Annotated in this window: 27 protein-coding genes; 17 read left to right on the top strand and 10 right to left on the bottom strand. The window is 49.1% G+C overall.

Going from position 1 to position 24,605, the window contains the following annotated elements; translation table 11 throughout:
• Together KME12_25680 and KME12_25675 are read left to right on the top strand one after the other, a co-directional pair.
• The coding region (locus KME12_25680; protein MBW4491163.1) for a transposase at positions 1–173 on the top strand (173 nt) is incomplete at its 5' end.
• A 169-nt stretch (positions 174–342) separates the two neighbouring features.
• On the top strand, positions 343–1,170 hold the full coding sequence (locus tag KME12_25675; protein ID MBW4491162.1) for a hypothetical protein: 828 nt from the start codon (positions 343–345) through the stop codon (positions 1,168–1,170).
• 7 nt (positions 1,171–1,177) lie between these two features.
• On the opposite strand, the gene KME12_25670 is transcribed toward KME12_25675, so the two are convergent.
• From KME12_25670 to KME12_25660, 3 genes are all read right to left on the bottom strand, one after another.
• The gene (locus KME12_25670) at positions 1,178–1,657 is read right to left on the bottom strand and encodes a GNAT family N-acetyltransferase (GenBank protein MBW4491161.1); all 480 of its coding nucleotides are present in this window, start codon (positions 1,655–1,657) and stop codon (positions 1,178–1,180) included.
• On the bottom strand, positions 1,657–2,256 hold the full coding sequence (locus KME12_25665; protein ID MBW4491160.1) for a tRNA isopentenyl-2-thiomethyl-A-37 hydroxylase MiaE: 600 nt from the start codon (positions 2,254–2,256) through the stop codon (positions 1,657–1,659). Before KME12_25665 ends, KME12_25670 begins: the two co-directional genes overlap by 1 nt.
• A 127-nt stretch (positions 2,257–2,383) precedes the next feature.
• Positions 2,384–2,893 (bottom strand): hypothetical protein, encoded by a 510-nt coding sequence (locus KME12_25660; GenBank protein ID MBW4491159.1) that lies wholly within the window; start codon positions 2,891–2,893, stop codon positions 2,384–2,386.
• 288 nt (positions 2,894–3,181) lie between these two features.
• Between KME12_25660 and KME12_25655 the strand changes: the two genes are divergently transcribed.
• Positions 3,182–4,075, top strand: a complete 894-nt coding sequence (locus KME12_25655; protein MBW4491158.1) for a phosphodiester glycosidase family protein — start codon at positions 3,182–3,184, stop codon at positions 4,073–4,075.
• Between the two features lie 56 nt (positions 4,076–4,131).
• Here the strand turns inward: KME12_25655 and aroQ are convergent, their stop codons facing one another.
• The 4 genes from aroQ to KME12_25635 form a co-directional block, all read right to left on the bottom strand.
• Positions 4,132–4,581, bottom strand: coding sequence for a type II 3-dehydroquinate dehydratase (aroQ, locus tag KME12_25650; GenBank protein MBW4491157.1), 450 nt, complete (start codon positions 4,579–4,581; stop codon positions 4,132–4,134).
• A gap of 317 nt (positions 4,582–4,898) precedes the next feature.
• Positions 4,899–6,179, bottom strand: coding sequence for a competence/damage-inducible protein A (locus KME12_25645; protein ID MBW4491156.1), 1,281 nt, complete (start codon positions 6,177–6,179; stop codon positions 4,899–4,901).
• Positions 6,180–6,263: 84 nt separating this feature from the next.
• Positions 6,264–7,313, bottom strand: coding sequence for an undecaprenyl/decaprenyl-phosphate alpha-N-acetylglucosaminyl 1-phosphate transferase (locus tag KME12_25640; GenBank protein ID MBW4491155.1), 1,050 nt, complete (start codon positions 7,311–7,313; stop codon positions 6,264–6,266).
• Between the two features lie 100 nt (positions 7,314–7,413).
• The gene (locus KME12_25635) at positions 7,414–8,697 is read right to left on the bottom strand and encodes a serine hydroxymethyltransferase (GenBank protein MBW4491154.1); all 1,284 of its coding nucleotides are present in this window, start codon (positions 8,695–8,697) and stop codon (positions 7,414–7,416) included.
• 390 nt (positions 8,698–9,087) lie between these two features.
• Here KME12_25635 and KME12_25630 point away from each other — a divergent pair, with 390 nt between their 5' ends.
• A complete protein-coding gene (locus KME12_25630) occupies positions 9,088–9,285 on the top strand; it encodes a hypothetical protein (protein MBW4491153.1) in 198 nt (65 codons plus the stop codon).
• 123 nt (positions 9,286–9,408) lie between these two features.
• Complete coding sequence (locus tag KME12_25625) at positions 9,409–9,885, top strand: hypothetical protein (protein MBW4491152.1); 477 nt, start codon at positions 9,409–9,411, stop codon at positions 9,883–9,885.
• 73 nt (positions 9,886–9,958) lie between these two features.
• Here KME12_25625 and KME12_25620 read toward each other — a convergent pair whose 3' ends face one another.
• Positions 9,959–10,747 carry a fumarylacetoacetate hydrolase family protein gene (locus KME12_25620; GenBank protein ID MBW4491151.1) on the bottom strand — a complete coding sequence of 263 codons (789 nt, stop codon included), beginning with the start codon at positions 10,745–10,747 and terminating at the stop codon, positions 9,959–9,961.
• Positions 10,748–11,051: 304 nt separating this feature from the next.
• Between KME12_25620 and rpsF the strand changes: the two genes are divergently transcribed.
• From rpsF to KME12_25600, 4 genes are all read left to right on the top strand, one after another.
• Positions 11,052–11,378, top strand: coding sequence for a 30S ribosomal protein S6 (rpsF, locus tag KME12_25615; GenBank protein MBW4491150.1), 327 nt, complete (start codon positions 11,052–11,054; stop codon positions 11,376–11,378).
• A 186-nt stretch (positions 11,379–11,564) separates the two neighbouring features.
• Positions 11,565–12,566, top strand: a complete 1,002-nt coding sequence (locus KME12_25610) for an NAD(P)/FAD-dependent oxidoreductase (protein ID MBW4491149.1) — start codon at positions 11,565–11,567, stop codon at positions 12,564–12,566.
• The gene (locus KME12_25605; GenBank protein MBW4491148.1) at positions 12,563–13,105 is read left to right on the top strand and encodes a hypothetical protein; all 543 of its coding nucleotides are present in this window, start codon (positions 12,563–12,565) and stop codon (positions 13,103–13,105) included. The genes KME12_25610 and KME12_25605 overlap by 4 nt, the downstream gene beginning before the upstream one ends.
• Positions 13,105–13,953 (top strand): hypothetical protein, encoded by an 849-nt coding sequence (locus KME12_25600; GenBank protein ID MBW4491147.1) that lies wholly within the window; start codon positions 13,105–13,107, stop codon positions 13,951–13,953. The genes KME12_25605 and KME12_25600 overlap by 1 nt, the downstream gene beginning before the upstream one ends.
• Positions 13,954–13,962: 9 nt before the next feature.
• Here KME12_25600 and KME12_25595 read toward each other — a convergent pair whose 3' ends face one another.
• Entirely contained in the window at positions 13,963–14,355 is a 393-nt protein-coding gene (locus tag KME12_25595; GenBank protein ID MBW4491146.1) for an STAS domain-containing protein, read from the bottom strand.
• A gap of 360 nt (positions 14,356–14,715) precedes the next feature.
• Between KME12_25595 and KME12_25590 the strand changes: the two genes are divergently transcribed.
• Positions 14,716–15,348: a DedA family protein gene (locus KME12_25590; protein ID MBW4491145.1), complete on the top strand. Its 633-nt coding sequence runs from the start codon at positions 14,716–14,718 to the stop codon at positions 15,346–15,348.
• Between the two features lie 146 nt (positions 15,349–15,494).
• Here the strand turns inward: KME12_25590 and KME12_25585 are convergent, their stop codons facing one another.
• Complete coding sequence (locus KME12_25585; GenBank protein MBW4491144.1) at positions 15,495–16,697, bottom strand: argininosuccinate synthase; 1,203 nt, start codon at positions 16,695–16,697, stop codon at positions 15,495–15,497.
• 210 nt (positions 16,698–16,907) lie between these two features.
• Here KME12_25585 and KME12_25580 point away from each other — a divergent pair, with 210 nt between their 5' ends.
• From KME12_25580 to KME12_25550, 7 genes are all read left to right on the top strand, one after another.
• Positions 16,908–17,897, top strand: a complete 990-nt coding sequence (locus KME12_25580; protein MBW4491143.1) for a glycosyltransferase family 2 protein — start codon at positions 16,908–16,910, stop codon at positions 17,895–17,897.
• A gap of 139 nt (positions 17,898–18,036) precedes the next feature.
• A complete protein-coding gene (locus KME12_25575; GenBank protein ID MBW4491142.1) occupies positions 18,037–18,633 on the top strand; it encodes a hypothetical protein in 597 nt (198 codons plus the stop codon).
• A 148-nt stretch (positions 18,634–18,781) separates the two neighbouring features.
• Positions 18,782–19,588 (top strand): 30S ribosomal protein S2, encoded by an 807-nt coding sequence (gene rpsB, locus KME12_25570; GenBank protein ID MBW4491141.1) that lies wholly within the window; start codon positions 18,782–18,784, stop codon positions 19,586–19,588.
• 119 nt (positions 19,589–19,707) lie between these two features.
• A complete protein-coding gene (gene tsf / locus KME12_25565) occupies positions 19,708–20,367 on the top strand; it encodes a translation elongation factor Ts (GenBank protein MBW4491140.1) in 660 nt (219 codons plus the stop codon).
• 146 nt (positions 20,368–20,513) lie between these two features.
• Positions 20,514–21,485 carry a hypothetical protein gene (locus KME12_25560; protein MBW4491139.1) on the top strand — a complete coding sequence of 324 codons (972 nt, stop codon included), beginning with the start codon at positions 20,514–20,516 and terminating at the stop codon, positions 21,483–21,485.
• Positions 21,486–21,521: 36 nt separating this feature from the next.
• The gene (gene recG / locus KME12_25555; protein MBW4491138.1) at positions 21,522–24,083 is read left to right on the top strand and encodes an ATP-dependent DNA helicase RecG; all 2,562 of its coding nucleotides are present in this window, start codon (positions 21,522–21,524) and stop codon (positions 24,081–24,083) included.
• 211 nt (positions 24,084–24,294) lie between these two features.
• A complete protein-coding gene (locus tag KME12_25550; protein ID MBW4491137.1) occupies positions 24,295–24,534 on the top strand; it encodes a hypothetical protein in 240 nt (79 codons plus the stop codon).
• Positions 24,535–24,605 lie beyond the last annotated feature (71 nt).

Below are 24,605 nucleotides of genomic sequence, written 5' to 3'. Positions count from 1 at the left end.
ATCAAATCATTCAGCGCATCAAGGGGTTTACTTCTCATGAACTGAGGCAAGAGTTTGCTTGGCTAAAAACCAAGCTACCTAGCCTTTGGACTCGTAGTTATTTTGTTTCTACGGCGGGTCGTGTTTCTGGGGATACTATTCGTCGATACATTGATTCTCAGCCCTCAAGATAGTTGTTCGCCTCCGGTTTGTGCGACGCACACGCTCCGCGAACACCGCCTTATATCCCACCGCTAAAGCATGTGCGCTTTACGGCGATTTCTGTAATCTTGGCACTGTAGGAACCCGTTACCCCTCAATATTTCAAGATATTTCAAGCCCTAGAAGGAAGCAGAGATCACTATGACCCATTCACCCGCAGGCGCTCCATTGCCTAACCTAGCCTTGATTGATCAAGCGCAGCAAGCGATCGCAGACTTTGAGCGCTCTGTGGCTCCGGGGATGTGGCCGTACCTCGACAAAGCGACGCTAGTGGCAGAAATGCGGGCTCGAATTGCTGATCCGTTTCAAATTAATCAGGGAGGTCAACCTTTTTGTGGACCTGCCGCGATCGCCTTCGAACTAGTGCGGAAGCAGCCAGTGCGCTATGTCGAAATTTGTCGCAGTTTGTATGAAGTAGGCAGTTTTCAGTCGAAAACTCGTCGGGTGGAAGCAACGAGCCGCTTGCGCCAGAGCCAGGGTCGTCTCCGCATGGGTCAAGCAGATTGGATGCTCCTTTCTACCTTGCGCGATTCCGAAAACCTTTTGTTTCCAGTTGATCCAGGTGCTCCTGATGTGATGCGTAATTTGTCAGGCATGACCAAATCTTGGGAAATGAAAGGCTGGGTGCGAGAGATTCTCGGCTACCGCGATGTAAAGTATGACCACACATACCTGTTTGGCGAGTTTGAAGCTCTAACTGAAGCTGCGGAAGTCATTGCCTCTGGCGGTGTAGCTTTTGCCTTGATCACAGCGGAAGGACTCTTGCAGAATAAGCAGCCGTTACTGCCCTATCCTAGTCACTGGATCACCCTGGTCGGCAACATCGTCATCCAAAAGGGCCAATTTCTGAAACACGATAGCGGTCACTTTAGTTGCGATATTTATTCTTGGGCCAAACAGATGAAAGTAGATGCGGATGAAGGGCCGTTTGAAGATTATTTTTGGGGCGTGGTGCTAGGTCGCCCTTAATCGAGCCTTAGAGCCGCTTAAGATAGACGCGATCGCACCGAGCGGTCTCAACTCCCGTTGCAGGTTGATAACCATTGCTTTCGTATAGTTTGACAGCCTCAGCTAAGACACTGGCAGTCTCGATCCAGATGGTTTGAAATTGTTGCGCGGCGATCGCTTGCTCTAATTGCTGCAATAAATACTTGCCCAGTCCTTGCCCTCGCACTTCGGGCAACAAGTACATCTTGCGAACTTCAACCGCTGTTTCTCCGCGATCCACTGGGTAGTAGGCTGCTGTTCCTACAACTCGGTTTTGATGTTCCACCACCCAAAATTCACCGCCCACTGCTTGATAGCAAGCTTCGACTTCTAAGACATCGCGATCGGCTCCTTCCGATTCCCAACCCAAGCCATACTCAGCTAGGACGGAACGAATGACTTCGGTAGCAGCGGTGCGATCGCTCGGTTGCCAAGACCGAATCACAAACTCTCGATAACACCTCTGCATCAGCTATGAATTCTGGGTTCTGGATGTAGGGTCGCTAGCAATTGACTTTCTACTATTGCCAACTCTTCTAGGCGTTGCTCCACCAGCGATCGCTCATAGTAGGTCGTCGCTAAGACCCAATAGGCCCCATAGTGCCTTGCTTCCGAGGCCATCAAGGCTCGATAGAACCGAGCTAATTCTGGATCAGGAACGTGAGCCGCCAATAAGCCTAAGCGTTCATGGCTACGAGCTTCAATCAAGCCACAAACTAGCAGGAAATCCAATAAACGCTCTGGTTCACTACGACGAATTTGCTGATTTAACCCTGCGCCGTAAGGAGGAGCAGACAATGGCCCCAAAGGTACGCCGCGTCGCTCCAGGATTTGATTCACTTGTTCAAAATGCTCTAGCTCTTCTTTCGCGATCGCCGTTAGCGCTTTCACCATCTGGGTGTGGGACGGATAGCGAAACATCAGGTTCAGCGCTACACCTGCGGCTTTGCGTTCGCAGTGGGAGTGGTCGAGCAAAACGGTATCTAAATTAGCCAGAGCTTGCTCCACCCAAGCGGAGGTAGTGGGTTGCTGCAAAAACTTAATTTTGGGTAATTCGGAGGCCACCACAGCGGCGATTTAAACCAGAAACACAACAATTTGCACCATAACAGTTTTCTTGGAGAGATGACACGAGATTACAGGCGGGAATTGAGTCTTTCCTGTGTTTAAAGCTGCATATTTAGTAATTGATTAGCTACTCTCCAGCTAACCACCGTACATAGGGTCGCAAACCACCTATCCCCCGGTATGTAATTTCAGTAGGTATGGTCACTGCATTTAGATCTAAGCGAAAATAAACCTTGCCATTGCGGAACTGAAAATTGTAAACACTAGGTTCCTGCGAATTAGCGTCACCAATACAAGAGCTGTAACGCTGACTTAAAGGTGCCTCGTATTCTACAACTTGCTTATCGGAACTCAATAATCTCGCAGCCCCTGCAATCGGTCGAATATTAGGAACGGCAGTGTGTTCAACACCACCTTCAATAGGCAGATAAAGAGTCCAAATTTTGATCGTTTCAGGGCATTCCCCTGCTTGGTGCTTTACAGGCACTAATATGTGTTGCTGCTCAGATGTTTCTAGCTGACCTTGAACTACCGTTTTGATCTCGCCTAAGCCTTTGGTGCAAGCAGCTAATAACCCCAAAACTCCTATTGATAATGCGATGGCTAGAGTTGATCGCCGGAGGTTTTTTGTGAGCATATTTGTGATTCCTCTACGGAGATGGTCTGTATAGCAACTTGCGGCCTAACCTGCAGTTATCGTCCCCACCCTATGTAATGCCGGGAACATGGCTATCTAGAAATGTTGCTATCCAAAAGAAATGGATATGCCTCAGCTTCAAAAAGTTTCTTAGCGCGATCGCTTCACGAAAATTAGTCTCCGATCTCCTGAGTCTCACTGTGTTGCAAGGAATTAAGTCTTGGTAGCGAAATCGATCGCTACTGAGGGGCATGGGAACCCTAAATTCAGAAGCTTTAGGAGTTGTGAATGTCGAGTCAGAATGGGACAAACAGCCCCCGTCAATTCTCCCGACGGGCGTTTTTAGCGTTAGGAGGTGCAGCCCTTGCCCAGGTCTTTGCCCAAGTAGAGTCTGTGGATGCGGCTCGTCCAGCCCGTGTCATTCATCGTCGAGTTGCAGGCATTCCCTTCTACCAAACCACGATTGACTTAACTGACCCCAAAACTTTCGTCACGATTGGCTTACCTCATCGGGCTCCGACAGCCAACAGCGCTCACGTTTCTTACGGAGATGAAGCCTTTGGTCGAATTGTTGCTCGTTCCCATGCGGCAGTGGTGGCAAATGGCACCTTCTTTAGCACCGATGGAGAGAAGCGGGTTATGGGCAACGTAGTCGCAGAAGGCCGATTCCTCAAGTACAGCCCTTGGGAAAACTATGGAACGACGCTGGGCTTAAGAGCAGGTAATGAACCGGAGATGATTACCGCCAGAGTGGATGGCAAACCTCAGTGGCAGGAACATTGGTTTTCTATTACCAGTGGTCCCAGGCTGTTAAAACAGGGCAAAGTTTGGCTGGCTCCCAAATCAGAAGGTTTTCGCGATCCGCGTGTGCTGGGAGTAGCATCACGAGCTGCAATTGGTTTCCCACGCGGCGGCAAAAAATTAGTACTTGTTACCTTTTTAGCTAACTTATCTCTGGAACGAGAAGCCAAAATTATGCGAGCGATCGGTTGCTACGAAGCCATGAATCTGGATGGAGGTTCCTCTCTAGGACTCGCTAGCCATAGTAGGATTTTGGTCCATCCAGGACGCGAACTCACCAATGTCATCGTCGTTTACGATGCCAAGCATCCTGCGCCTACAGCTCTGAAGGATTCTTGGACGATGTTTCAACGAGGCGATCGCCCTACCCTACGCGCTTAAGCTATCTAGGTTCTTAAGTTAGTAACTGCCTCTTAGTCTTCAGACCGAATTTGGAGTTAAGTTGCTACTAGTTGCTGAAGGTGATGAACTAAAGCATGCAACCCCAATCGGTAGCTTTCAGGGCCAAAACCACTAATTTGCCCAACTGCTACAGGCGCAATGAATGAGTGGTGCCGAAATTCTTCGCGACGGTAGATATTGCTGAGATGCACCTCAACGGTGGGGAGACTAACTGCGGCGATCGCATCTCGCAGCGCTACGCTCGTATGCGTGTAAGCCCCAGCATTAATGACAATTCCTTGATGATGCCCTTGAGCCGCATGGATGGCATCCACCAAAACACCTTCGTGATTTGATTGCAAGGTAGACACTTTGACTTGCAGCGTTTGCCCTTCCTGCTCTAGGGAACGGTTGATTTCATCTAGAGTCACACGACCATAGATCCCTGGTTCACGCTGCCCCAGGAGATTTAAGTTAGGCCCATGCAAAACTAGAACGCTTAGCAAGCGCGTCAACCCATACTCTTAGATGTTGGCATTAACGACGGCGGTCGTTAACAGGAATGGGGATCGGCTCTGGCTCTGGCTGTGCTTCTGGCCCCAGCAGAGCATCAATGAGCTTACCAACTAACTCTTTTAGTTTTTCTAGGACTTTGTCAATCAAATCCATTAAACCAATAGCTCCTTTAATCTAGCCTACTGCTTTTACTGCAAAAACAAAATCCTGTTTCAAACGTAAAAGAGGTAGCTAAGTCAACAAAAGGGGATTCTTTACTTGATCATAACCAATGATTAGAAATGATCAAGGTCACAATCCCAATTGGTTAAAAATGCGAATTTTCTACCAGCGATCGCGTCAACAGCTTACGCCGTAATTGATCTAGAGCCGTGCAAGCACTACTTTGCTGAATCCAAGTCCGCCCCCGGAAGGAGCCAAATTGATATTCGTAGCTTTCTATTTCCTCCTGAGGGCCTGCCAGACCTATGTAAACTAGACCCACAGGTTTAGAAGCGCTACCGCCTCCAGGCCCCGCAATGCCAGTGATACTCAGTCCCCAGGTAGTACCTAAACGCGATCGCACTCCAGCGGCCATTTGTCTGGCGATAATATGACTCACAGCTCCCTGCTGCGCTAAATCTTCCGCGTTCACGCCTAGCAGAGAAATCTTGGCCTGGTTGTCATAGGAAATGACTCCGCCCATAAAATAACTTGAACTGCCAGGGATACTGGTGAGCATTTGGCCCAAACCACCCCCTGTGCAAGATTCAGCTGTACTTACGGTTTCGCGCACCGCTTGCAACTGCCCTCCGACCACAGACGCTAAGCTTTCGTCATCGGCCCCGTAGTAGTCAAGGCCACCGATTTGGCGCAATTGGTGCTCTACGGGTTCGATTAGTTGGAGCGCTGTTGCCTCGGACTCTGCCCGTGCCGCAATCCGCAGCTTCACTTCCCCATGATCGGCATAAGGTGCGACTGTGGGATTGACTAAATCTAGAAATGGAGCGACTTTTTCTGCCAAGACTGATTCGCTGATACCCCAAAATTTCAGCATGCGGCTATGAATCACTTCCTGCCCCCAGCCCTGCTGTCGCAGATAAGGCACCGCTGTTTCTTGCCACATCAACTGCATCTCTGAAGGCACTCCCGGGAAGGTCAAAATCGTTAAGCCTGTACGGGGCTGCCAAATGACTCCTGGAGCACTGCCAGAGGCGTTAGGGAGCACTTCAGCCCCTTCTGGTAGCAGAGCTTGCTTACGATTGCTTGGAGACATCTCCCGACCCCGACGAGCATATTTCTGAGCAATATCCTCTAGAATTTCCGGATGCTCGACGAGTGGGACATCAAAGAAGTCTGCCAGGGTTGCGATGGTGAGGTCGTCAGGGGTTGGCCCCAAGCCTCCAGTCAGAATAATTAGGCGCGATCGCTCACAGGCAATGGCCAATACTTTTTTGAGGCGCAGGGGATTATCCCCGACTACAGTCTGGTAGTAGTGAGGAATGCCCAACCAGGCTAACTGCTGCGCTAAATACTGCGCGTTGCTGTTTAGAATATCTCCCAAGAGCAACTCAGTGCCAACACAAATCACCTCAGCACTCAGACTCATTGACATTCACCTATAAAACGTTAGCAGTCAGCCACGATATTTGATTCTGCATCGCTCAATCAAACTCTACAGAGTGCAGTTGGGTTAGCGGGCTCTTGCTTGCTTGCGGACTTTCCAACTGGTGTAACTCAGTAAGGCCGTCGCGCCCAGAGCATAAGCGATCCCACTAGGCATGCCAGAAACGGCGAGAGCAATACTGCCAACCCACAAAGTTAACGAGTAAATAAATAAAACCGTTAAGCGATGCGACAGACCTGCTTGGAGTAACCGATGGTGTAAATGGCGTTTGTCTGCCACAAAAGGAGACTTACCACTACGCAGTCGGTCTAAAATTACCGCCGACATATCTAAAATGGGCACCGCCAAAATTAAGTAGGGCAACACGACCGCGACAGTGGTCACACTCTTAACTAAGCCGATGACACCCACCCCAGCTAGCGTAAACCCAATGAAATAGGCTCCTCCATCGCCCATAAAGATCTGAGCTGGATTGAAGTTGTAGCGCAGAAAGCCCAAGGCTCCTCCGGCTAGGGCCGCAGCAATTAAGGCGGCAGCGGGTTGGTTCATGAATAAGCTGGCAACCAGCATGACTACGGCAGCAATTCCAGAAACTCCTGCCGCTAAGCCATCCAAGCCGTCAATCCAATTGATCGCATTCGCCATGCCTACTAACCAAACCACGGTGATGGGTAGGCTGATCCAATCGGGTAGAGAGACTAGACCATCAAAGGGAATGGAGAGAAATTCGATCTGTACGCCTGCTTTCCAGGCTAAGCCAGCAACAAGGGCTTGCACAATTAGACGAGTCAACGGCGACAGACCAAACAAGTCATCGGTCAAGCCAATTAAGAAAAAGGCCAGACCGCCAATAGTGACTCCCCAAACTTCGTATTCTTTGTCGGGTGGGAGCAAACCGAATCCGCCCGTCCACCAAACAATCAAGAGGGCAATTAAAGTGCCCGCAAAGATAGAAACGCCTCCCAGACGCACCATGGGTCGTTGATGGACCTTGCGATCGCCAGGGAGGTCTACTCGTCCACTTTTGAGGCCAATTTTTCTGACAATTGGCGTGCTCCAGAGGACGACGAGGGCGGAGACGAGAAATGCAACCAGGTGATAGAGCTGGTATGGCATCTGGAAAATAGAGTAGGGTTCAGCCAAAAGTACTGTCAGGCAGAGTCTACTATATTTCAGCGAGTTACAGGCAATTAAATCCGGACGCCAAGATAAATTTCTATGCCAAAACTGGCACTGGAATGCTCAGATGAGGATAAAGCGGGAATCTAGCGCATAAGGTAGCGACCCGCTGGCGGCAAGCTTGAGCGATCGCCTCATCTTCAGGATTTAAAAGTCGATCCGCAATGATATTAGCAATTTCTGCAAACTCAGTCGTTCCCATCCCACGAGTGGTCATAGCGGGTGAACCGAGTCTGAGGCCGCTGGTGACAAACGGTGACTCTGGATCGAAGGGCACTGTATTTTTGTTGGCTGTGATGTTAACACCGCTTACTAGCTGGTCTGCTTTCTTGCCAGTCATGCCAATCGAGCGCAAATCCACCAACATCAAGTGGTTATCGGTGCCACCTGAAACAATCTTGAAGCCTCGTTGCTGTAGCTGACTCGCTAAAGCTTGAGCATTTTCAATCACCTGGCCAGAATAAGTTTTAAATTCTGGTTTTAGGGCTTCACCGAAAGCTACTGCCTTGGCCGCAATTACATGCTCTAGTGGACCCCCTTGAGTGCCAGGGAAAACCGCTTTATCAAACTTTTTGCCCAGTTCTGGATCGCGGGTCATGATCAATCCACCTCTGGGTCCGCGCAGAGTCTTGTGAGTCGTGGTGGTGACGACATCGCAGTAGGGTAAGGGATTGGGATGATGCCCAGTAGCAACGAGGCCAGCAATGTGAGCAATGTCTGCGAGCAGGTAAGCTCCAACTTCATCCGCGATCGCCCGGAATTTATCAAACTGGATAATCCGGGGATAGGCAGAGTAGCCGCAGACAATTAATTTAGGTCGATGCTGAAGTGCCAACTCGCGAATTTGGTCGTAGTCTAGCTGCTCGGTTTCTTGACTAACGCCGTAGTGGCAAACCTTAAACCACTTGCCAGAGACGTTGACAGGGGAGCCGTGGGTTAAATGACCTCCGTGGGACAAGTCCATCCCCATGATCGTGTCTCCTGGTTCTAGCAGGGCCAGGAATACAGCAAAATTGGCTTGGGCTCCTGAATGGGGCTGGACGTTGGCGTGGGCGGCACCAAAGAGTTGCTTGATGCGATCGATCGCTAATTGCTCGATCTGATCCACAAATTCACAACCCCCGTAGTAGCGCTTCTGGGGCAACCCTTCTGCGTACTTATTGGTTAATACAGAACCTTGAGCTGCTAGCACGGCGGCAGAGGTGAAGTTTTCGCTTGCGATCAACTCTAGGTGGTCACGCTGGCGCTGGAGTTCTTGCTGAATGAAGCCAGCAATTTCGGGATCGGTTTTGGCTAGGAAGTCTAAGTTAGTTTGAGACACAGAGCGAACCCCTAGTGAAAGTAATGTCAGAACGGCTGCAAGCTCAGGTTGGCTACCCTTCAGTAGTAATTACTATGGTGCCAGCTGTGGCAATTTTTTCCTGAATCAATAATCATAACTCCGAAGGACGGAGAGAGAAAGGCAGTTTGCGGGTCGTCAAGCTTGATCTGCTAGAGGTGTTCGTCAAGCTTGATCTGCTAGAAGGGGCTGGCGATCGCAGGTTATGCAGCCGGGGATCAAGAAGTTTTAGCAAAGTGATGCTAAGAACACTACTCACTAAAAGCGGGAACTCTAAACTTGCAGATTAAGCTGTGTATGCTTCGCTCTCATTTCCCCTGACGACAACTTAAAATACATGTAGTGGGATCGGGGAACCACCGGAGGTGTCAAATGCTCGTCATCTTGATAGGTGATCAATTACTCTCCCCTCAGCAAGTTTGCCAAAGTTGCCTTTTAGCAGACCGCAGTGGCCAACCGCGTTGGAATCAAGGACGGCTGCGCTGTGGTCATGCCGTTCACAAACTGAGCGAGAGCCAGCCAGATCAATACGAGTGTCAGATGGGTTTCCGCATCGCCAATATTGAGTGAGGTGAAACTAATTGTTTTAGCTCAAGCTACATGAGGCAGTGCTAGGTAGAGCCAGATGGGGATGGTAGTTGCGTTATCCTGAGCTTAATACCCCTTATCTGACAACTCATAGGAGCCAGTACGATGACTTGGCGCGGATCAATCACTGTTCCCGATCGCATTTTTGCGGCTTTGCCTTACTTACTACCCCTGGTTGATGCATTGCCCTTTGGCCGCTTTTTGTTTGGCCAATTCCCAGTATTACAATTGCTCTTTATTCCCCTCTTTCCAGTATTGCAAATCTATCAAACCATACCCTTTGCAGGGCTAATTGTTTTCTTTGCCTTGTTTTTACTCGTGGTTAGAAACGAACGAATTAATCACTTTATTCGCTTCAATGCCATGCAAGCTATTTTGATAGATATTGTTTTAATCTTGTGTACTCTAGTTCTCTCATTGCTACCCCAGGGGGGGGCAGGGAATCTATTTGTAGAAACACTATTTAATGTTGTTTTTCTAGGCGTTCTGGCGGCATTTATTTATTCAGTGGCTCAATCTCTATTGGGTCGCTATGCTGAAATTCCCACGATCTCAGATGCAGTTTATATGCAAGTTCGCTAATCTCTTAATTTGCCTTTGCTGCTGCCATGCGCCAATTTTTAAGAGTTGGTCTTTTGTAGTAGCTGCTTGCTCATTAGGAGCGAATACCTAGCCGAGCGACCACTTGGTTGTCGAGGCTGCCGATGCCCTCAATCTCTACGCGCACGCGATCGCCGATCTGTAGCGGTCCAACTCCTTCCGGTGTCCCGGTTAGCACCACATCGCCTGGAAGTAGCGTCATGATGCGACTTATATAAGACACCAGGACATCGGGAGGAAAAACCATCTGCTCAATCAAAGCAGATTGGGCAGGTTCAGGATTTTCATTCAAAATGGTTTGCAATCGGGCTCCTGGGCTGAGTTCGCGTACAATCCAAGGCCCTAAAGGACAGAACGTATCAAATCCTTTGGCCCTTGCCCATTGGCTATCACGGCGCTGGAGATCTCTGGCGGTGACATCATTGGCAATGGTGTAGCCCCAAATTTTGTTCTGAGCCTGCTCTGGGGTACAGTCCACGCACCGCTCCCCAATCACCACCGCCAGTTCGCCTTCGTAATCCACTCTCTCAGATTGGGATGGATAATTAATTTCTGTTCCTGCTGCTGTTACTGCAGTCGGAGGCTTCAAAAACAATAAAGGTTCTTTAGGAACGTCTCCTCCCATTTCCGCTGCATGCTTGGCGTAATTTTTGCCGACCGCCACAATTTTAGAGGGCGCACAAGGCGCTAAAAGCTGGTAACTATCTGGCTTCAGCTCTAAGTCAGTGGGCTGGCCCTTGAGCCACGGAGGTGCATCTAGCACCTGCACACCTCGATTTAGCTGCAACAAGCCATAGTAAATTTGGCCTTCAGGTGTTTGAACTCGGACATAGCGCTGTGCCATAGGAGTGCGTTGTACCCCACTGTGTAATCCCTGAGTGTCTATTGAAGCAAGCCAGCTTGGTTAACTATTCAACCTCAGGACGGCTTTGAACACAAATTATTGGGCTAATCTTCAACATTCTCGCGCAAGTCTGACATAATGGATGTTTGTGCCTAAAAAGCACTAATGTATTTTATGAACATCTCTGTTGAACTTGACCTTAGCGCCATAAGTTTCGCAGCAGCTGTCTATAATTCCTTGCTTCTTAAAGTTGGCCCTCAAAGCTGCTTGAAGAAGCCCGACTGTCCATAAGGAGATCCTTGGCATGAGCTACATCTACGAGACAATGTACATTTTGCGTCCTGACTTAGGGGAGGAACTCACCGATCAGACGATTGGTAAGTACCAAAACATCCTCAGAGAGCAAGGGGCAGAGCTGATAGAAACTCAGCATCGTGGCAAGCGCCGTCTAGCTTACGAAATCAAAAAGCACCGTGAGGGTGTTTATGTGCAAATGAACTACAGCGGCCCAGGTAGCGCGATCGCGGTCCTAGAGCGAGCTATGCGTCTGAGTGAGGAAGTAGTTCGCTACCTCACGGTTAAACAAGAAGTCACAGATGAGGCTGTCGCAGCTGACGACGCTGAAGCATAACAGTTATAGCTTCTAGAGCTTTACACAGATCTTCTGAGAGCCTAGCAATTAAATTTAGGCTCAAGTAAAAAAAGACTGGAGAGTGCGACATGGTTCACCTTCCAGTCTTTTTGCTATATCCAAGTAAGCTTTAAACTAGACTGGCTATAAGCAGTTGCTAATGTCTCTAGATTACTGAGCAGACCGATGAAGCTTTCCAGAAAGAATTTAGATCAAAAGCTAGATCACGTTTATGACGTCATCATCGTTGGAGGCGGCGTTGGTGGTCTTTCGGCAGCAGTCTACTTACAACGCTATCGCCTTTCCTGTCTAGTGATCGAAAAAGGCCGAGGTCGCTCCTTCTGGATGCAGGACTTACGCAACTACTTAGGTCTGCCACCCACCACACCAGGCAGAACCCTACTGCAACAGGGGCAAGAGCACCTATTATCTCTAGAAGGTGACTACCTGGCAGGCTACGTTGAAGATGTTCAGGATGAAGGCGAGACTTTTGCGGTCAAGGTCAAAGTTGGCAAGAAAGATAGCACCTACCCCGTCTTTCGGTCTAAGTACTTGATAGCTGCGAGTGGCATCATTGACCATTTGCCAAAACTTGAAGACATGCAGAACGTGTTTGACTACGCAGGCTACAATCTGCACGTCTGTATGATTTGCGATGGCTACGAAATGGCTGATAAGAAGTGTGGCCTCTTTGTGGCTTCAGAGTCGGCAATTAACACTGCTTTTGTCTTAAATTGGTTTACCCCTTATATCAGTGTCTTTACTCACGGCTTATGTGATGTCAGTCCAGAAATGCGGCAGAAATTACAAGAGCATGGGTATCCTTTGATCGAGACTCCCATTGCCCGCTTTGTCGGACATGACCATGAAATGAATGGCGTTGAATTGTCGGATGGGTCGGTGGTTGAACTTGAGACAGGTCTGATTGCGATGGGTTCTCATTACCAAAGTGAGTACCTGAAAAGCTTGAATTTGGAATGGAATGGTGGCAATCTGAAAACTGATCCCATGTGTCGCACCACCCATTCTCGCATTTTTGCGGTGGGAGATTTAAAGGAAGGTTTGAATCAGGTGTCAATTGCTGTTGCAGATGGTACATTAGCTGCAACAGCAATTTGGCGAGAGATTCGGCGACAGTCAAATCCTCGTATTTGGCAAGACAACTTAGTTGGAGCTGCAAAGACGTGACCCCGATTGACACAGGCAACTTTCAAGAAGTGCAAGCAGAAGTGGCTCATCTGCGTGAAGAATTGCAGATGAGAGATCAACTGGTGCAGCAGTTATCTCAGGAACTGTTCCGGTTGGTGAAGGGCAATACTGGATTTATGCCCAGCCCGGAAGCTTCAGAGCGCCACATGACTGAAATTCGGGCTTTACGGGAGCAATTACAGGGTGTAGAACAGCAAGTAACGTTCTATCAAGAACAGATCACATCCCGGGATACTGAAATCTACCAACTACGGCAATCGGTGCAAGAGCTGACCGATCGCAGCCGTATGTTGGAGCAAGTGGTGCAAGAACTTCCACGAGTTTATCGCGAAAAGTTTGCTGAGCGGATTGCTCCAGTGAAAGAGAAGCTAGCCATGCTGCAACGAGAAAATCGTCAATTGCATGCTGAGCTGCAAAGCGTCAGCTACCGCTTAGCAGTGAGAACTCGTCGTGCTTCTGGCTTGGATTTACCGAGTTTCCCCCGTCCTGGCGCTGCTACTCTACCCAACTTCGGCTGATGGTTCAGGTTGTGATTGTAGTAGACGCAGAGGTTAGTGCGTCTAGTCAACAGGTCACATCCTCATCTGTTATAGAACAAATGGTTGCTGCCTTGAGGCAGGCTATTTTGACTGAGGCCACAGGGGCATCTACAACTCAATTCAGCGCTTGCAAATCGACTGCATCTGTTGCGATCGCTCAGCATCATATCCAAGTTTTTTCGGTCAGTGAGATTCTTCACTTAAACGTCAATAATCAAGTTGCATTGTTTCGTGGCGGTGGAGGTCAAGGATCTGATTCGGTATTGCTTTGTCCTTTGACACTCAACCTTCCCAATACCTTTGCTTGGTTCGGGCAAACCATTTACCAGCAATGCCGAGATGTAGACACCTTGCGGCGGCTAGTAGAGCAGCAGTTTGCATGTGCCATAGGTTCTGGTTTCTACTGGTTGCCTATTGTCTACACCAAAAAAGGGCCTCTTTATGGAGAGGTGATTGCTTTAGGAGAGAATCAAGAGTCAGAGAATCGGGTTTTGAAGTCGCCTGACGATGACTTCTCTCAATTCAGCTATTGTCAACCGCTGCATTTATCTGATGTCTGGCGACAACCGCTTTACAAGTTGGGCTACCGTTTGTTGCGATCGCTGTCGGCTCCACCCGCAACGTACTTACTGCAGTTTGGGTTACAGGGGCAGACAATTTGCTTCGATCGGCTCTGGCCATTTCCAGCGGCACCCGCGATCGCGAGTCTGGGCGTGCAAACCCCGGATCTATTTGCCTGTCATTGGCGCTGCCTCACAGACCAACCAATTTTAGATTTGGTTGTTGCAGCTATGGCTCCATGCCAAATGGATAGACCAGGGGTGTAGCGACATTTTCTAAGCTGCTACAGCCTTTGAGGCTTTCGATGTAGTGGCTTTGGAGGGTACTAGCTCCATCACAGGAGGTCGTTCGGTGAATAGGGTCTCAAGGTCTTCTACAATCTCAAATACTCGGTCGAGTTGAGTAATTTCAAATATGACTTTGGCAGAAGCCTGTACGTTGCAGATGACTAGGCGGCAATTACACTTGTTGGCGCTGTTGAGTCCAGTAATCAAGGCTACTAGGCCAGAGCTGTTGATGAACTCAATATTTGCTAAGTCCAGTATCCAGTAGCTATAGCGCTCGGAGGCGATCGCTGCGATCTGATGTTGTAAAGCAACACCACCTTCAAGATCTAAACGACCTTGGGGTTGAAGTACAATGGCTCTGCTCACTTTTTGATCAGTCATAGTCCTAGCACAGTAAATGGCATCTGGAATAGCAGAACTTAACTTGCAAGCAAGCATGGCTCTGACGCTTGAAGCTGAAACTGTTGACTGGAAGGTACTGAGGTCTCTCAGCTACTTGCAAATGGTGTCTACAAGAATGATGCTTACAGAAGTTTATCTGCCCTCAATATAAAAGGCATAAGCTAGGAACCTCAGTAATTTCCCGTAACTTTGCTAAATCTTCATCTTCACTGGAGCTTTGATGAAATTTTAGTTTTGCAAGATAACCTAGGAAAATGAGCTGCCCTAAGCTTTGTTGACACTTTCAGATCGCCACGTCAAGATCTTAAGAAAGGCAAATCTTTGTAAAGGCTGTGTTGCATGTCTTTCGAGTTTTTATCGTTAGAGACTATCCAGGAGTTAGCTCGTCACTACGGGTACTGGGCAGTGTTTGTAGGAATTCTGCTAGAAAATTTGGGTTTACCAATCCCTGGTGAAACTGCGACACTAGCTGGCGGTTTCTTGGCAGGGAGTGGTGAATTAAATTACTGGATTGTTCTGGGTAGTGCAGCTCTCGGCGCTTCCCTGGGTGGGACTTGTGGCTACTGGATTGGGAGATGGGGTGGCTGGCCATTGCTGGTTGGCCTAGGTCGCATCTTCCGCTTTCGCGAGGAGCAACTGCTAGAAGTCAAAAATCAGTTCAGTGAAAACGCGGCAAAAACTGTTTTCTTTGGCCGTTTTATTGCTTTACTCAGAGTTTTTGCCAGTCCTCTAGCTGGAATTGTCGAAATGCCGTTTCTCAAGTTTATGTTTTACAACTTGATCGGCGCTTCAACTTGGGCGTCGGTAATGGTGACGCTGGCATTTTTTGCGGGTCGGATTGTGCCTCTAGAGCAGCTAGTTGTTTGGGCGGCTCAGTTCACGGGTGTTGCTCTGGTGCTGGCGATCGCTTGGATTGCAGTTCCTATTTGGCTAGAAACTCGCAAAGCTAAGCAATTGGAACGTCCAGACTAATTTTAAGCTTCAGTAAGTTGAATTAGGCTTCTGAGCACTAGGGTAAATACGCAGACTTAACAGATGGAGCAATGCAAACTGCCCCATCTGTTTTGATTGGTTTAGAGCTTTTGACCAACCTAGAGCCAAAAAGTTGAGCCAAAAAGTTAAAGGCGATTTTGCTGTGACCAAACCCGCGTGGGTAGACCCCAAACATAGATAAACCCTTCGGCGGCTTTGTGGTCGAACTTGTCTTCCGCACCGTAGGTTGCCAAGTCTGGGCTGTAGAGAGAGTTGGCAGACTGCCGCCCCACAATATTGGCATTGCCTTTGAACAGCTTGACTCGTACAGTGCCAGAAACTCGCTCTTGGGTCTGTTGCACAAAGGCATCTAAGGCTCCCTTGAGCGGGCTATACCAGAGGCCGTTGTAGACGAGTTGGCTGTAGCTCTCCTCAATGCCCCGCTTGTAGTGGGTGACATCAGCCGTGAGCGTCAGACTCTCCAAATCTCGATGGGCTTGAATTAGCACTAAGAGCGCGGGTGCTTCATAAATCTCGCGGGACTTAATCCCAACTAAACGATTTTCTAGCATGTCGATCCGCCCGATGCCATGATTACCAGCTAGGTCGTTAAGTCGGGTAATCAGGGCTACAGAATCTAAAGCTTCTCCATTCAGGTGGGTGGGCAACCCTTTTGTGAAGCCAATCTCTATATATTCTGGCTCGTTGGGGGTGTCTGCGATCGCCTTGGTCAAAGCGTAAATTTCTTCTAGTGGCTCAGTCCAGGGGTCTTCTAGAGGGCCTGCCTCGATACTGCGCCCCAACAGGTTGCGATCGATGCTGTAGGGTGAAGACTTCTTAACAGGAGTAGGAATGCCAAATTTTTCTCCGTAGGCGATCGTTTCCTCCCGGCTCATGCCCCATTCTCTTGCGGGCGCTAGGACTTTCAGGTTGGGGTTTAGCGCGGCGATCGAGACATCGAAACGCACTTGATCATTCCCTTTACCTGTGCAGCCATGTGCTACTGCATCTGCACCATATTTTGCGGCTGCTTCCACCAACAGCTTGGCAATAAGTGGCCGAGCTAGAGCAGTAGAGAGGGGATAACGATTTTCGTAGAGCGCATTGGCTTGAATGGCAGGAAAAGCATACTCTTGAATAAAGCTTGCCGTCGCGTCAATGACCAAGGACTCACTTGCACCTGAGTCGAGTGCTTTTTTGCGAATCGGTTCTAGCTCATCCCCTTGACCCAAGTCGGCTGCCAGAGTAATAACTTCTTCAACCCCCCACTCAGTTTTGAGATAAGGAATGCAGACGGAAGTATCGACTCCGCCGGAGTATGCCAGCACAACTTTCTTGGCGCGACCCATTGATTTTCTCGATTTGGTAGAACAACTGAGTCCCTATTATGCAACCAATATTCATAAATTCTTGTCAGAATCTCTACAGATATGCCATTGATGCTGTTTGAATTTGTCAACTTGCCCAAGCGCCACCAGATTTTAGGCTGGATTGGTAGCCAGCCAATAGGCTGGAGATGCTGAAGATATTGAGAGTAAGGTTTCCTTGCAGGAGAAGCTGTGTTTTTTAGCGTTGTCATCCCAACCTACAATCGCCAACCAATTTTGGAGAAATGTCTGAAGGCTTTAGAGCATCAACATTTGGCAGCAGATAGCGAAGTGACTGGCTATGAAATTGTGCTGGTTGATGATGGCTCTACGGATGGGACAGTCGAATGGATACGCGCTCACGCAGCCGATTTCCCCCATGTACGCTTGTTTTGCCAAGATCACCAAGGGCCAGCCGCTGCGAGGAATTTAGGGGTGCAGCAAGCGATCGGGGACACGATTATTTTTATTGACAGTGACTTAGTCGTCACCGAACAGTTTTTACAAGCTCATGCGGATGGTCTGGCAGAAGGTCAGCGATTGCTACCAAGTTCGCTAGCAAATTCGCTATCAGTTCAGACGAACTCTACAGAACCACCCCGCCTCTTTACCTACGGTCGGGTGATCAATACTTGTAACTTCGAGCATCCTACGGCTGAGCCCTACAAGGTCACGGATTTCTCGGCAGCCTATTTTGCCACAGGTAATGTTGCGATCGCTCGTTATTGGTTAGAGAAAGCAGGCTTATTTGATACTCAGTTTCAACTTTATGGCTGGGAAGATTTGGAGCTAGGCGTGCGGCTGAAGCAATTAGGACTAAAGCTGATTAAATGCCCCGACGCAGTTGGCTACCACTGGCACCCACCTTTTGCTCTAGCAGAAATTCCTCAGCTAATTGATAAAGAAATCCAGCGCGGGCGCATGGGAGTGTTGTTTTATCAAAAGCACCCCACCTGGGAAGTGCGGATGATGATTCAAATGACTTGGCTACACCGCATTCTTTGGGGGTTACTGTCTCTCGGTGGCTCCTTGAATGAACAAACTTTAGCCCCTTTGTTGCAATGGCTAATTAATCAAGGCAAACCGCAACTAGCCCTCGAAATCGCCCGTGTCTTTCTGAATTGGTACAACGTTCAAGGTGTGTATGCTGCTTATGCTGAAATGCGGCAGGCTGCTTCGTAATATATTCAGTCATTGGTGATATCCAGTGACCTCTATCTTTGAAGTGCTTGAGTACATATACATATTTGCAGTACTTTAGCTTTGGTAGAACCGCCTTAATCTGTCTGAATCTTCTTTCAACCTTACCCTAGGATTACTTATGCTGCGAATTAAAAATTTAGTGTCTTTTACTGCGATCGCGGTGACCTTGGCAGCTTGTGGTCCCAGCACTGAGACTGCAACAATCCCTAGCCCTGCGATCACAACTGCACCGGCAACTACCGCTCCCACTTCACCTGTAGCAACAGCGACTTCAACGCTTAGCCCTGAAACGCTTGGTGTGAAGGACTTTAGCGAAATTAAGTTTAACTTAATTACTGAAGGCGTGGAATCTGCTAATGGTTTCTTTGATGCAGTGAACAATGCTACAACAACAGAGCATACTGTAGCCAAATCAGAAAATCTGGCGTTAAACGGTTGGGCTGTGATTTCCAGTGCAAATGAACCCGCTGATTACGTGATTCTTACTGAGGGTGATGACAATACTTTTGTTGCGATCGCACCCGTCAATATTGAACGAGCGGATATTGTTGAGGCTACCAAAAATTCTGGCTACAAAAATTCTGGCTGGACTGTAGCACTTAACCCAGCCGCCCTACCAACCGACAAAGCAGTGCTCAAGGCTTGGGCTTACAATTCTGACACCAAAGAAGCATTCCAGCTTAACCGTGTTCACACCATCACTTTCAATCAGTAACCTCAGCTTTAATGTCCTGCTGGGATTGTGTTATGCTAGAAAAGTTGTCTAAATTCGCACATCCAGGATTTCGGGTGTTTCCGAAGGGCTAACAGGCTCAGAAATACACCTGGGTGGAGGATTAACCCGAATCAGGAGTTCAAAAAATATGCCAGTCGTCTCTTTGGCTCAAATGATGGAGGCAGGGGTTCATTTTGGGCACCAAACCCGCCGTTGGAATCCCAAAATGTCTCCTTATATTTACACCTCTCGTAACGGTGTTCATATCATTGACTTGGTGCAAACTGCCCAGTTGATGGAAGAAGCCTACAGTTACATGCGGACTGCGGCTGAACAGGGCAAGAAGTTCTTGTTTATTGGCACTAAGCGGCAAGCAGCTGGCATCGTGGCTCAAGAAGCAGCCCGTTGTGGAGCTTACTACGTCAACCAGCGTTGGTTGGGCGGTATGCTCACCAACTGGGCAACTATTAAGACTCGCGTCGATCGCCTTAAAGAGTTAGAGCGTCGCGAAGAAACTGGAGCCCTAGACCTACTGCCCAAGAAGGAAGCATCTGTTCTGCGCCGAGAACTAGAAAAGCTGCAAAAGTATCTGGGTGGCATTAAAGCCATGCGTAAAGTTCCTGATGTTGTCATCATCGTGGACCAACGCCGGGAGTATAACGCGGTTCAAGAGTGCCTCAAGCTAGGCGTTCCCATTGTTTCGCTGCTAGATACTAACTGCGACCCTGACTTCGTAGATATTCCCATTCCAGCTAACGACGATGCGATTCGGTCTATTAAGCTAATAGTAGGCAAGCTAGCGGATGCGATCTATGAAGGTCGTCATGGTCAGCTAGAAGCAGAAGAAGACTACGAAGACTACGAAGGTGCGGAGGACGACTTCGACTACGAAGACAATGACACTTCGTTCCTGCCCGAGGAAGAAGCTGAAGCTGAAGCTGAAACTGAAGCATAGTTATAGAGTTCGGTAGCTATGCCCAGCAGATGAAGTGCGATCGCACTTCATTTGATTCAGCTTTTCTAGAGTTTTCGCGTTTAAGGTCTCAATCGAGTTGAAGTAGGAATTAAGGCAAAATGGCGGACATCTCTGCACAAAGCGTGAAAGAGCTGCGCGAAAAAACTGGCGCAGGCATGATGGACTGTAAAAAAGCCCTGATCGAGAATGATGGGGACATTACCAAAGCGACAGAGTGGCTGCGGCAAAAAGGTCTCGCTTCTGCTGGCAAAAAAGAAGGGCGAGTCGCAGCGGAAGGTCTAGTGGGTCAGTATATCCATACAGGGGGCCGTGTCGGTGTTCTGGTGGAAGTGAACTGCGAAACTGACTTCGTCGCTCGTGGCGAAACATTTCAGACCCTAGTTCGCAACGTGGCCATGCAGATTGCTGCTTGCCCCAACGTTGAGTATGTCAAGGTGAGCGACATTCCCGCCGACATTGCGGAGAAAGAGAAGTCGATTGAAATGGGCCGAGATGACCTCGCAGGTAAGCCAGACAACATCAAAGAAAAAATCGTTCAAGGTCGCATTGACAAGCGCTTGAAAGAAATGACTTTGATGGATCAGCCCTACATTCGTGACCAAAACATCACGGTGGAAGAGTTAGTCAAGCAAACCATTGCTCAGACTGGTGAAAATATCCAAGTTCGTCGTTTCGTCCGTTTTGTTCTGGGCGAAGGCATTGAGAAGCAAGAGAACAGCTTTGCTGATGAAGTTGCAGCGATGACTGGGACTAAGTAACAGTTTCAGGCTTCAGCTTCTACATCTGTAAAGCTTGGCTGAACTGGGTTTTGGATAGTAATGTAAAGACAGGTCAAGCTCACCCTCTGACCTGTCTTTCCTCTATTGGGGCATCTATTGGGGGCTTCCTGCCCATAGGAGGGAGAATGGTTAGATCGGTTGAACAAATTGAACGCGATATTGCTGCATTAGAGCAAATGCTAGTGGGCACGGCTGATGAGTTTTATAGCGTTTATTCGGGCTACTTAACGGCTTTGGGGCAGGCAACCAAGCAGCAGCTAATTTTGGCAAGCTATCATTTGTGCACTCAGGGGTATCCTCAGCAGTTTTTGCGTTTGTCCTTTAACCAAAGACAACAATTGCAGCAGTCTTTGAGGCAACTGGCTAAGCAAGCTCAAACAAATTTACTGGATCAGCTACAGCGTGTTGGCGAGACTCAACTGGATCAGCGTAGGGATACACCCACAGAGCCTGAGCAGGAGTTTTCTCTAGCTTCGCTGGATATAGCGTTGGCAGAGAATACTGAGAAGCAGGAGCCTGCTAACGGGGCAGAACCACAAACTGTGGAATGGCAGCCCGGAGAACCCAAACCTCCAGAACCCGAAACTCCAGAACCCGAAACTCCAGAATCCAAAAGCGAAGCTGCCGAGCCTCAACGTTTGACACCAGAACGGCTATTCCGGTGGCGGGAAGGGGTGGAACGGGCGATCGCTCGGATTTTGAGCCAAGTTTCAAGAGAGGCGAATTATCTGTTTCAGCAAGTAGACATCTTGCCAAAAGCGCTGCCAGAAGTTTTACTAGAAGCGGCTTCTAAAGCAGAAGAGGCGACAGAGGCAGTAGCGGGTACACCAAACTTGCTAAATTTATTGGTGGAAACTGCGGATGAAAATCGATCGGAAGCAGCGCCATCAGGGCTTTCTGTGACTCATCTTGTGGCTATTCATTTGCGTCTGACAGAAATTGAGTTTACGGATAGCACTGTTGCTGTGTGGCGACAGAAACTACGGAGTTTGTCTGCGCGGTTGCAATCTCTCGGCAAGGAGTACCAAAAGAAACAACGAGAACGAGCGATCGCAGAAGCCGAATCTGCTTGGCGCGCTAGCTGGTTTGAGGATTAAATCGAGATCTGCTGCCCCACTTAATCCAGGATTTGTATGGAGGATGCAATTGAGCAATTGGCTTTGCCCCAACCCGAAACTTTGACTCTAACTGCTCCAGCGTCAAGGTTGCAATCTGTCTCCCAGCCTGATTGGGTGCGGCTGCAAAAAGCCTTGGCCGTGGAAGCAGAGCATGGCTTCAATGATTTAGTGGGCAAACAATCTCGCTTCAGCGAATTTCTGGCTCAAAGCTTGCAACAGGCTCCAGAAGTTTTGCCGAGTCGCGATCGCCGTCGGTGGCAAGAAGTGGCGGGCCAATTTACCCATTACTCGGATTTGAGTTTTGCCCAACGGCAGCATTTAGTCGCTGATACTCGGCGGTTTCTCTATCAAGTTCGGCAAACCTGTGAGCGAACGAACCAAGGTAGTTCTGTCGGAAACGGGTTGCCAGCGTCAGAACCGAAGCCAAAACCTCCTAAAACTGCGCCGCTGATCGAGCCGCAGCGAGTGATTTCTCCTGATGAACCCCTCACTTATTTGCCTGGCATCGGCCCTAAGAATGCTGAACGTTTGGCCAAGCTAGGGCTTTATACGGTTCGCGATCTGCTGTTCTACTACCCCCGCGACCACATTGACTACGCGCGGCAAGTCCAGATTCGTGACTTAGAGGCTGGAGAAACGGTGACATTGGTCGGTACTGTCAAGCGCTGTACCTGTTTTAGTAGCCCTCGCAATGCCAAGTTAACTATTTTTGAATTAGTGGTACGCGATCGTAGTGGGCAGATTAAGCTGAGCCGTTTCTTTGCAGGCAATCGCTATCGTAATCGAGGCTGGCAAGAGCAACAGAAACGGCTTTACCCCCCCTGCGCTGTGATTGCCGCTTCTGGGTTAGTCAAGCAAAGCAAGTACGGCATGACTTTAGAAGATCCAGAGATTGAGGTCTTGGATCATTCGGGAAGTAGCATTGAATCGGTCACGGTGGGGCGAGTGGTGCCGATTTACTCTTTAACCGAAGGGGTGGGAGCGGATTTAGTCCGAAAAGCGGTGATTGCGGCGCTTCCGGCGGCGGCTCATCTGAGCGATCCTTTACCGGAGATGCTACAGGAGCAATATGAGTTAAGCGGTTTGGCAGAGGCGATCGCTCATATTCATTTCCCACCCGATAGCGCTGCTCTAGATATGGCTCGTCGGCGTTTAGTGTTTGATGAGTTTTTCTATTTACAGTTGGGGTTGCTGAAGCGTCGGCAGAGTCAGCGCCAAACCCAAGCCAGTGCGGTTCTCGCTTCCACAGGTCAATTGATTGATCAGTTGTATGAGTTGCTGCCGTTTCAGCTTACGGGTGCTCAGCAACGAGTGATCAACGACATCCTTAACGACTTGCAAAAACCCGTACCGATGAACCGATTGGTGCAAGGAGATGTCGGGTCAGGCAAAACCGTGGTGGCAGTCGTCGCGGTTTTGGCAGCGATTCAAGCAGGTTACCAAGCGGCACTGATGGCTCCGACCGAGGTGTTGGCAGAGCAGCATTACCGCAAGTTGGTGAGTTGGTTTAATTTGTTGCATTTACCCGTCGAGTTGCTGACAGGCTCCACCAAAACAGCTAAGCGGCGGCAAATCCACGCCCAATTGCAAACGGGTGAACTGCCGTTGTTGGTTGGCACCCATGCCCTAATTGAAGATCCAGTCACTTTTCAGCGCTTAGGTTTGGTCGTGATTGATGAGCAACATCGCTTCGGCGTGCAACAACGAGCTAGATTGCAACAAAAAGGCGTCAATGGCATCCCTCACGTCTTGACCATGACGGCGACACCCATTCCCCGGACTCTGGCTCTGACGCTCCACGGCGATTTGGATGTGAGCCAGATTGATGAGTTGCCACCCGGACGTAAACCCATCCAGACAACGGTTCTGACTGCGAGCGATCGCACCCAGGCTTATGAGTTGATCCGCCGCCAAGTCGCTCAAGGTCGCCAAGTCTATGTGGTGCTGCCCTTGGTAGACGAGTCTGAGAAGTTGGATTTGAAGTCCGCGATCGAGGAACATCAACGGCTGCAAGAGCAGATTTTTCCTGAATTCCAGATTGGGTTGCTGCATGGCCGCATGACTTCAGCTGAGAAAGAGGAAGCGATTAATCAATTCCGCGATAACCAAACCCAAATTTTAGTCTCAACCACTGTGGTTGAAGTCGGTGTGGATGTCCCCAATGCTGCGGTGATGCTGATCGAGCATGCCGAACGTTTTGGTTTGTCCCAGTTGCACCAGTTGCGCGGGCGTGTCGGTCGAGGGGCAGACCAAGCGTTTTGCTTGCTAATGAGCAGTTCCAAGGCCGAAACTGCAAGGCAACGCCTGAAAGTGCTGGAACAATCACAGGATGGCTTTTTTATCTCAGAAATGGATATGCGCTTCCGAGGGCCAGGAGAGGTGCTAGGCACTCGCCAATCTGGTTTGCCCGATTTTGCTTTGGCTAGCTTAGTAGAAGATCAGGCGGTGTTAGAAGTGGCGCGGGAAGCAGCCGAGAAAGCGATCGCCAAAGATCCCACGCTCGATCGCTGGCCCCTCATGCAAGCAGAGTTGGAGTATCGTTACCAACGGCTGATGGGTGGGGCAATTTTTACTTAAAGCCAAGCAGCATCCTGCAATTTTCCCGGTTTAATAGTTTTGTGCAATAGGATGATAGGCACCCAAAATGCTCAGGGTCTTGTTGTCGTAGGTTGCTGTCCCGCAAACTGCTAATTCTTAACGACTTTCTGGGCAATTTCTGAATGAGCCTTAAAGCAGGGCATCTCCTACCCTCCAATAGCTTCAAACAATTTGCAGGAAGTCGATCACTGTGCGGCAGTTCTCATTCTCTTCTCTTCGCACCAAACTGATTTTGGCTTTTCTAGGAGTAGCGCTGATTCCATTGCTGCTCCTATCTTGGCTCAACAAGCATAGTGCTCAAGTGACGCTGACGAATAATGCAAACCAGGCCTTGTATGCCGCAGCCAGTCAAACGGCTCTGACGCTTGATGCCTTTATAGAAATCGCCGTAAAACCCACATGCTGTCTTCGGTGGGATATAAGGCGGTGAGTCGAAGACGAACAGCTAGGTAGGCTACTTCTCCAACGACCTAATGAACTCTCGAATCACATCTGTCTTGG

Origin of the sequence: Trichocoleus desertorum ATA4-8-CV12 (assembly GCA_019358975.1) — a bacterium.
Lineage (GTDB): Bacteria > Cyanobacteriota > Cyanobacteriia > FACHB-46 > FACHB-46 > Trichocoleus > Trichocoleus desertorum_A.
Note: the sequence above shows the minus strand (reverse complement) of the source record. Positions and strands in the feature narration are given on the sequence as shown.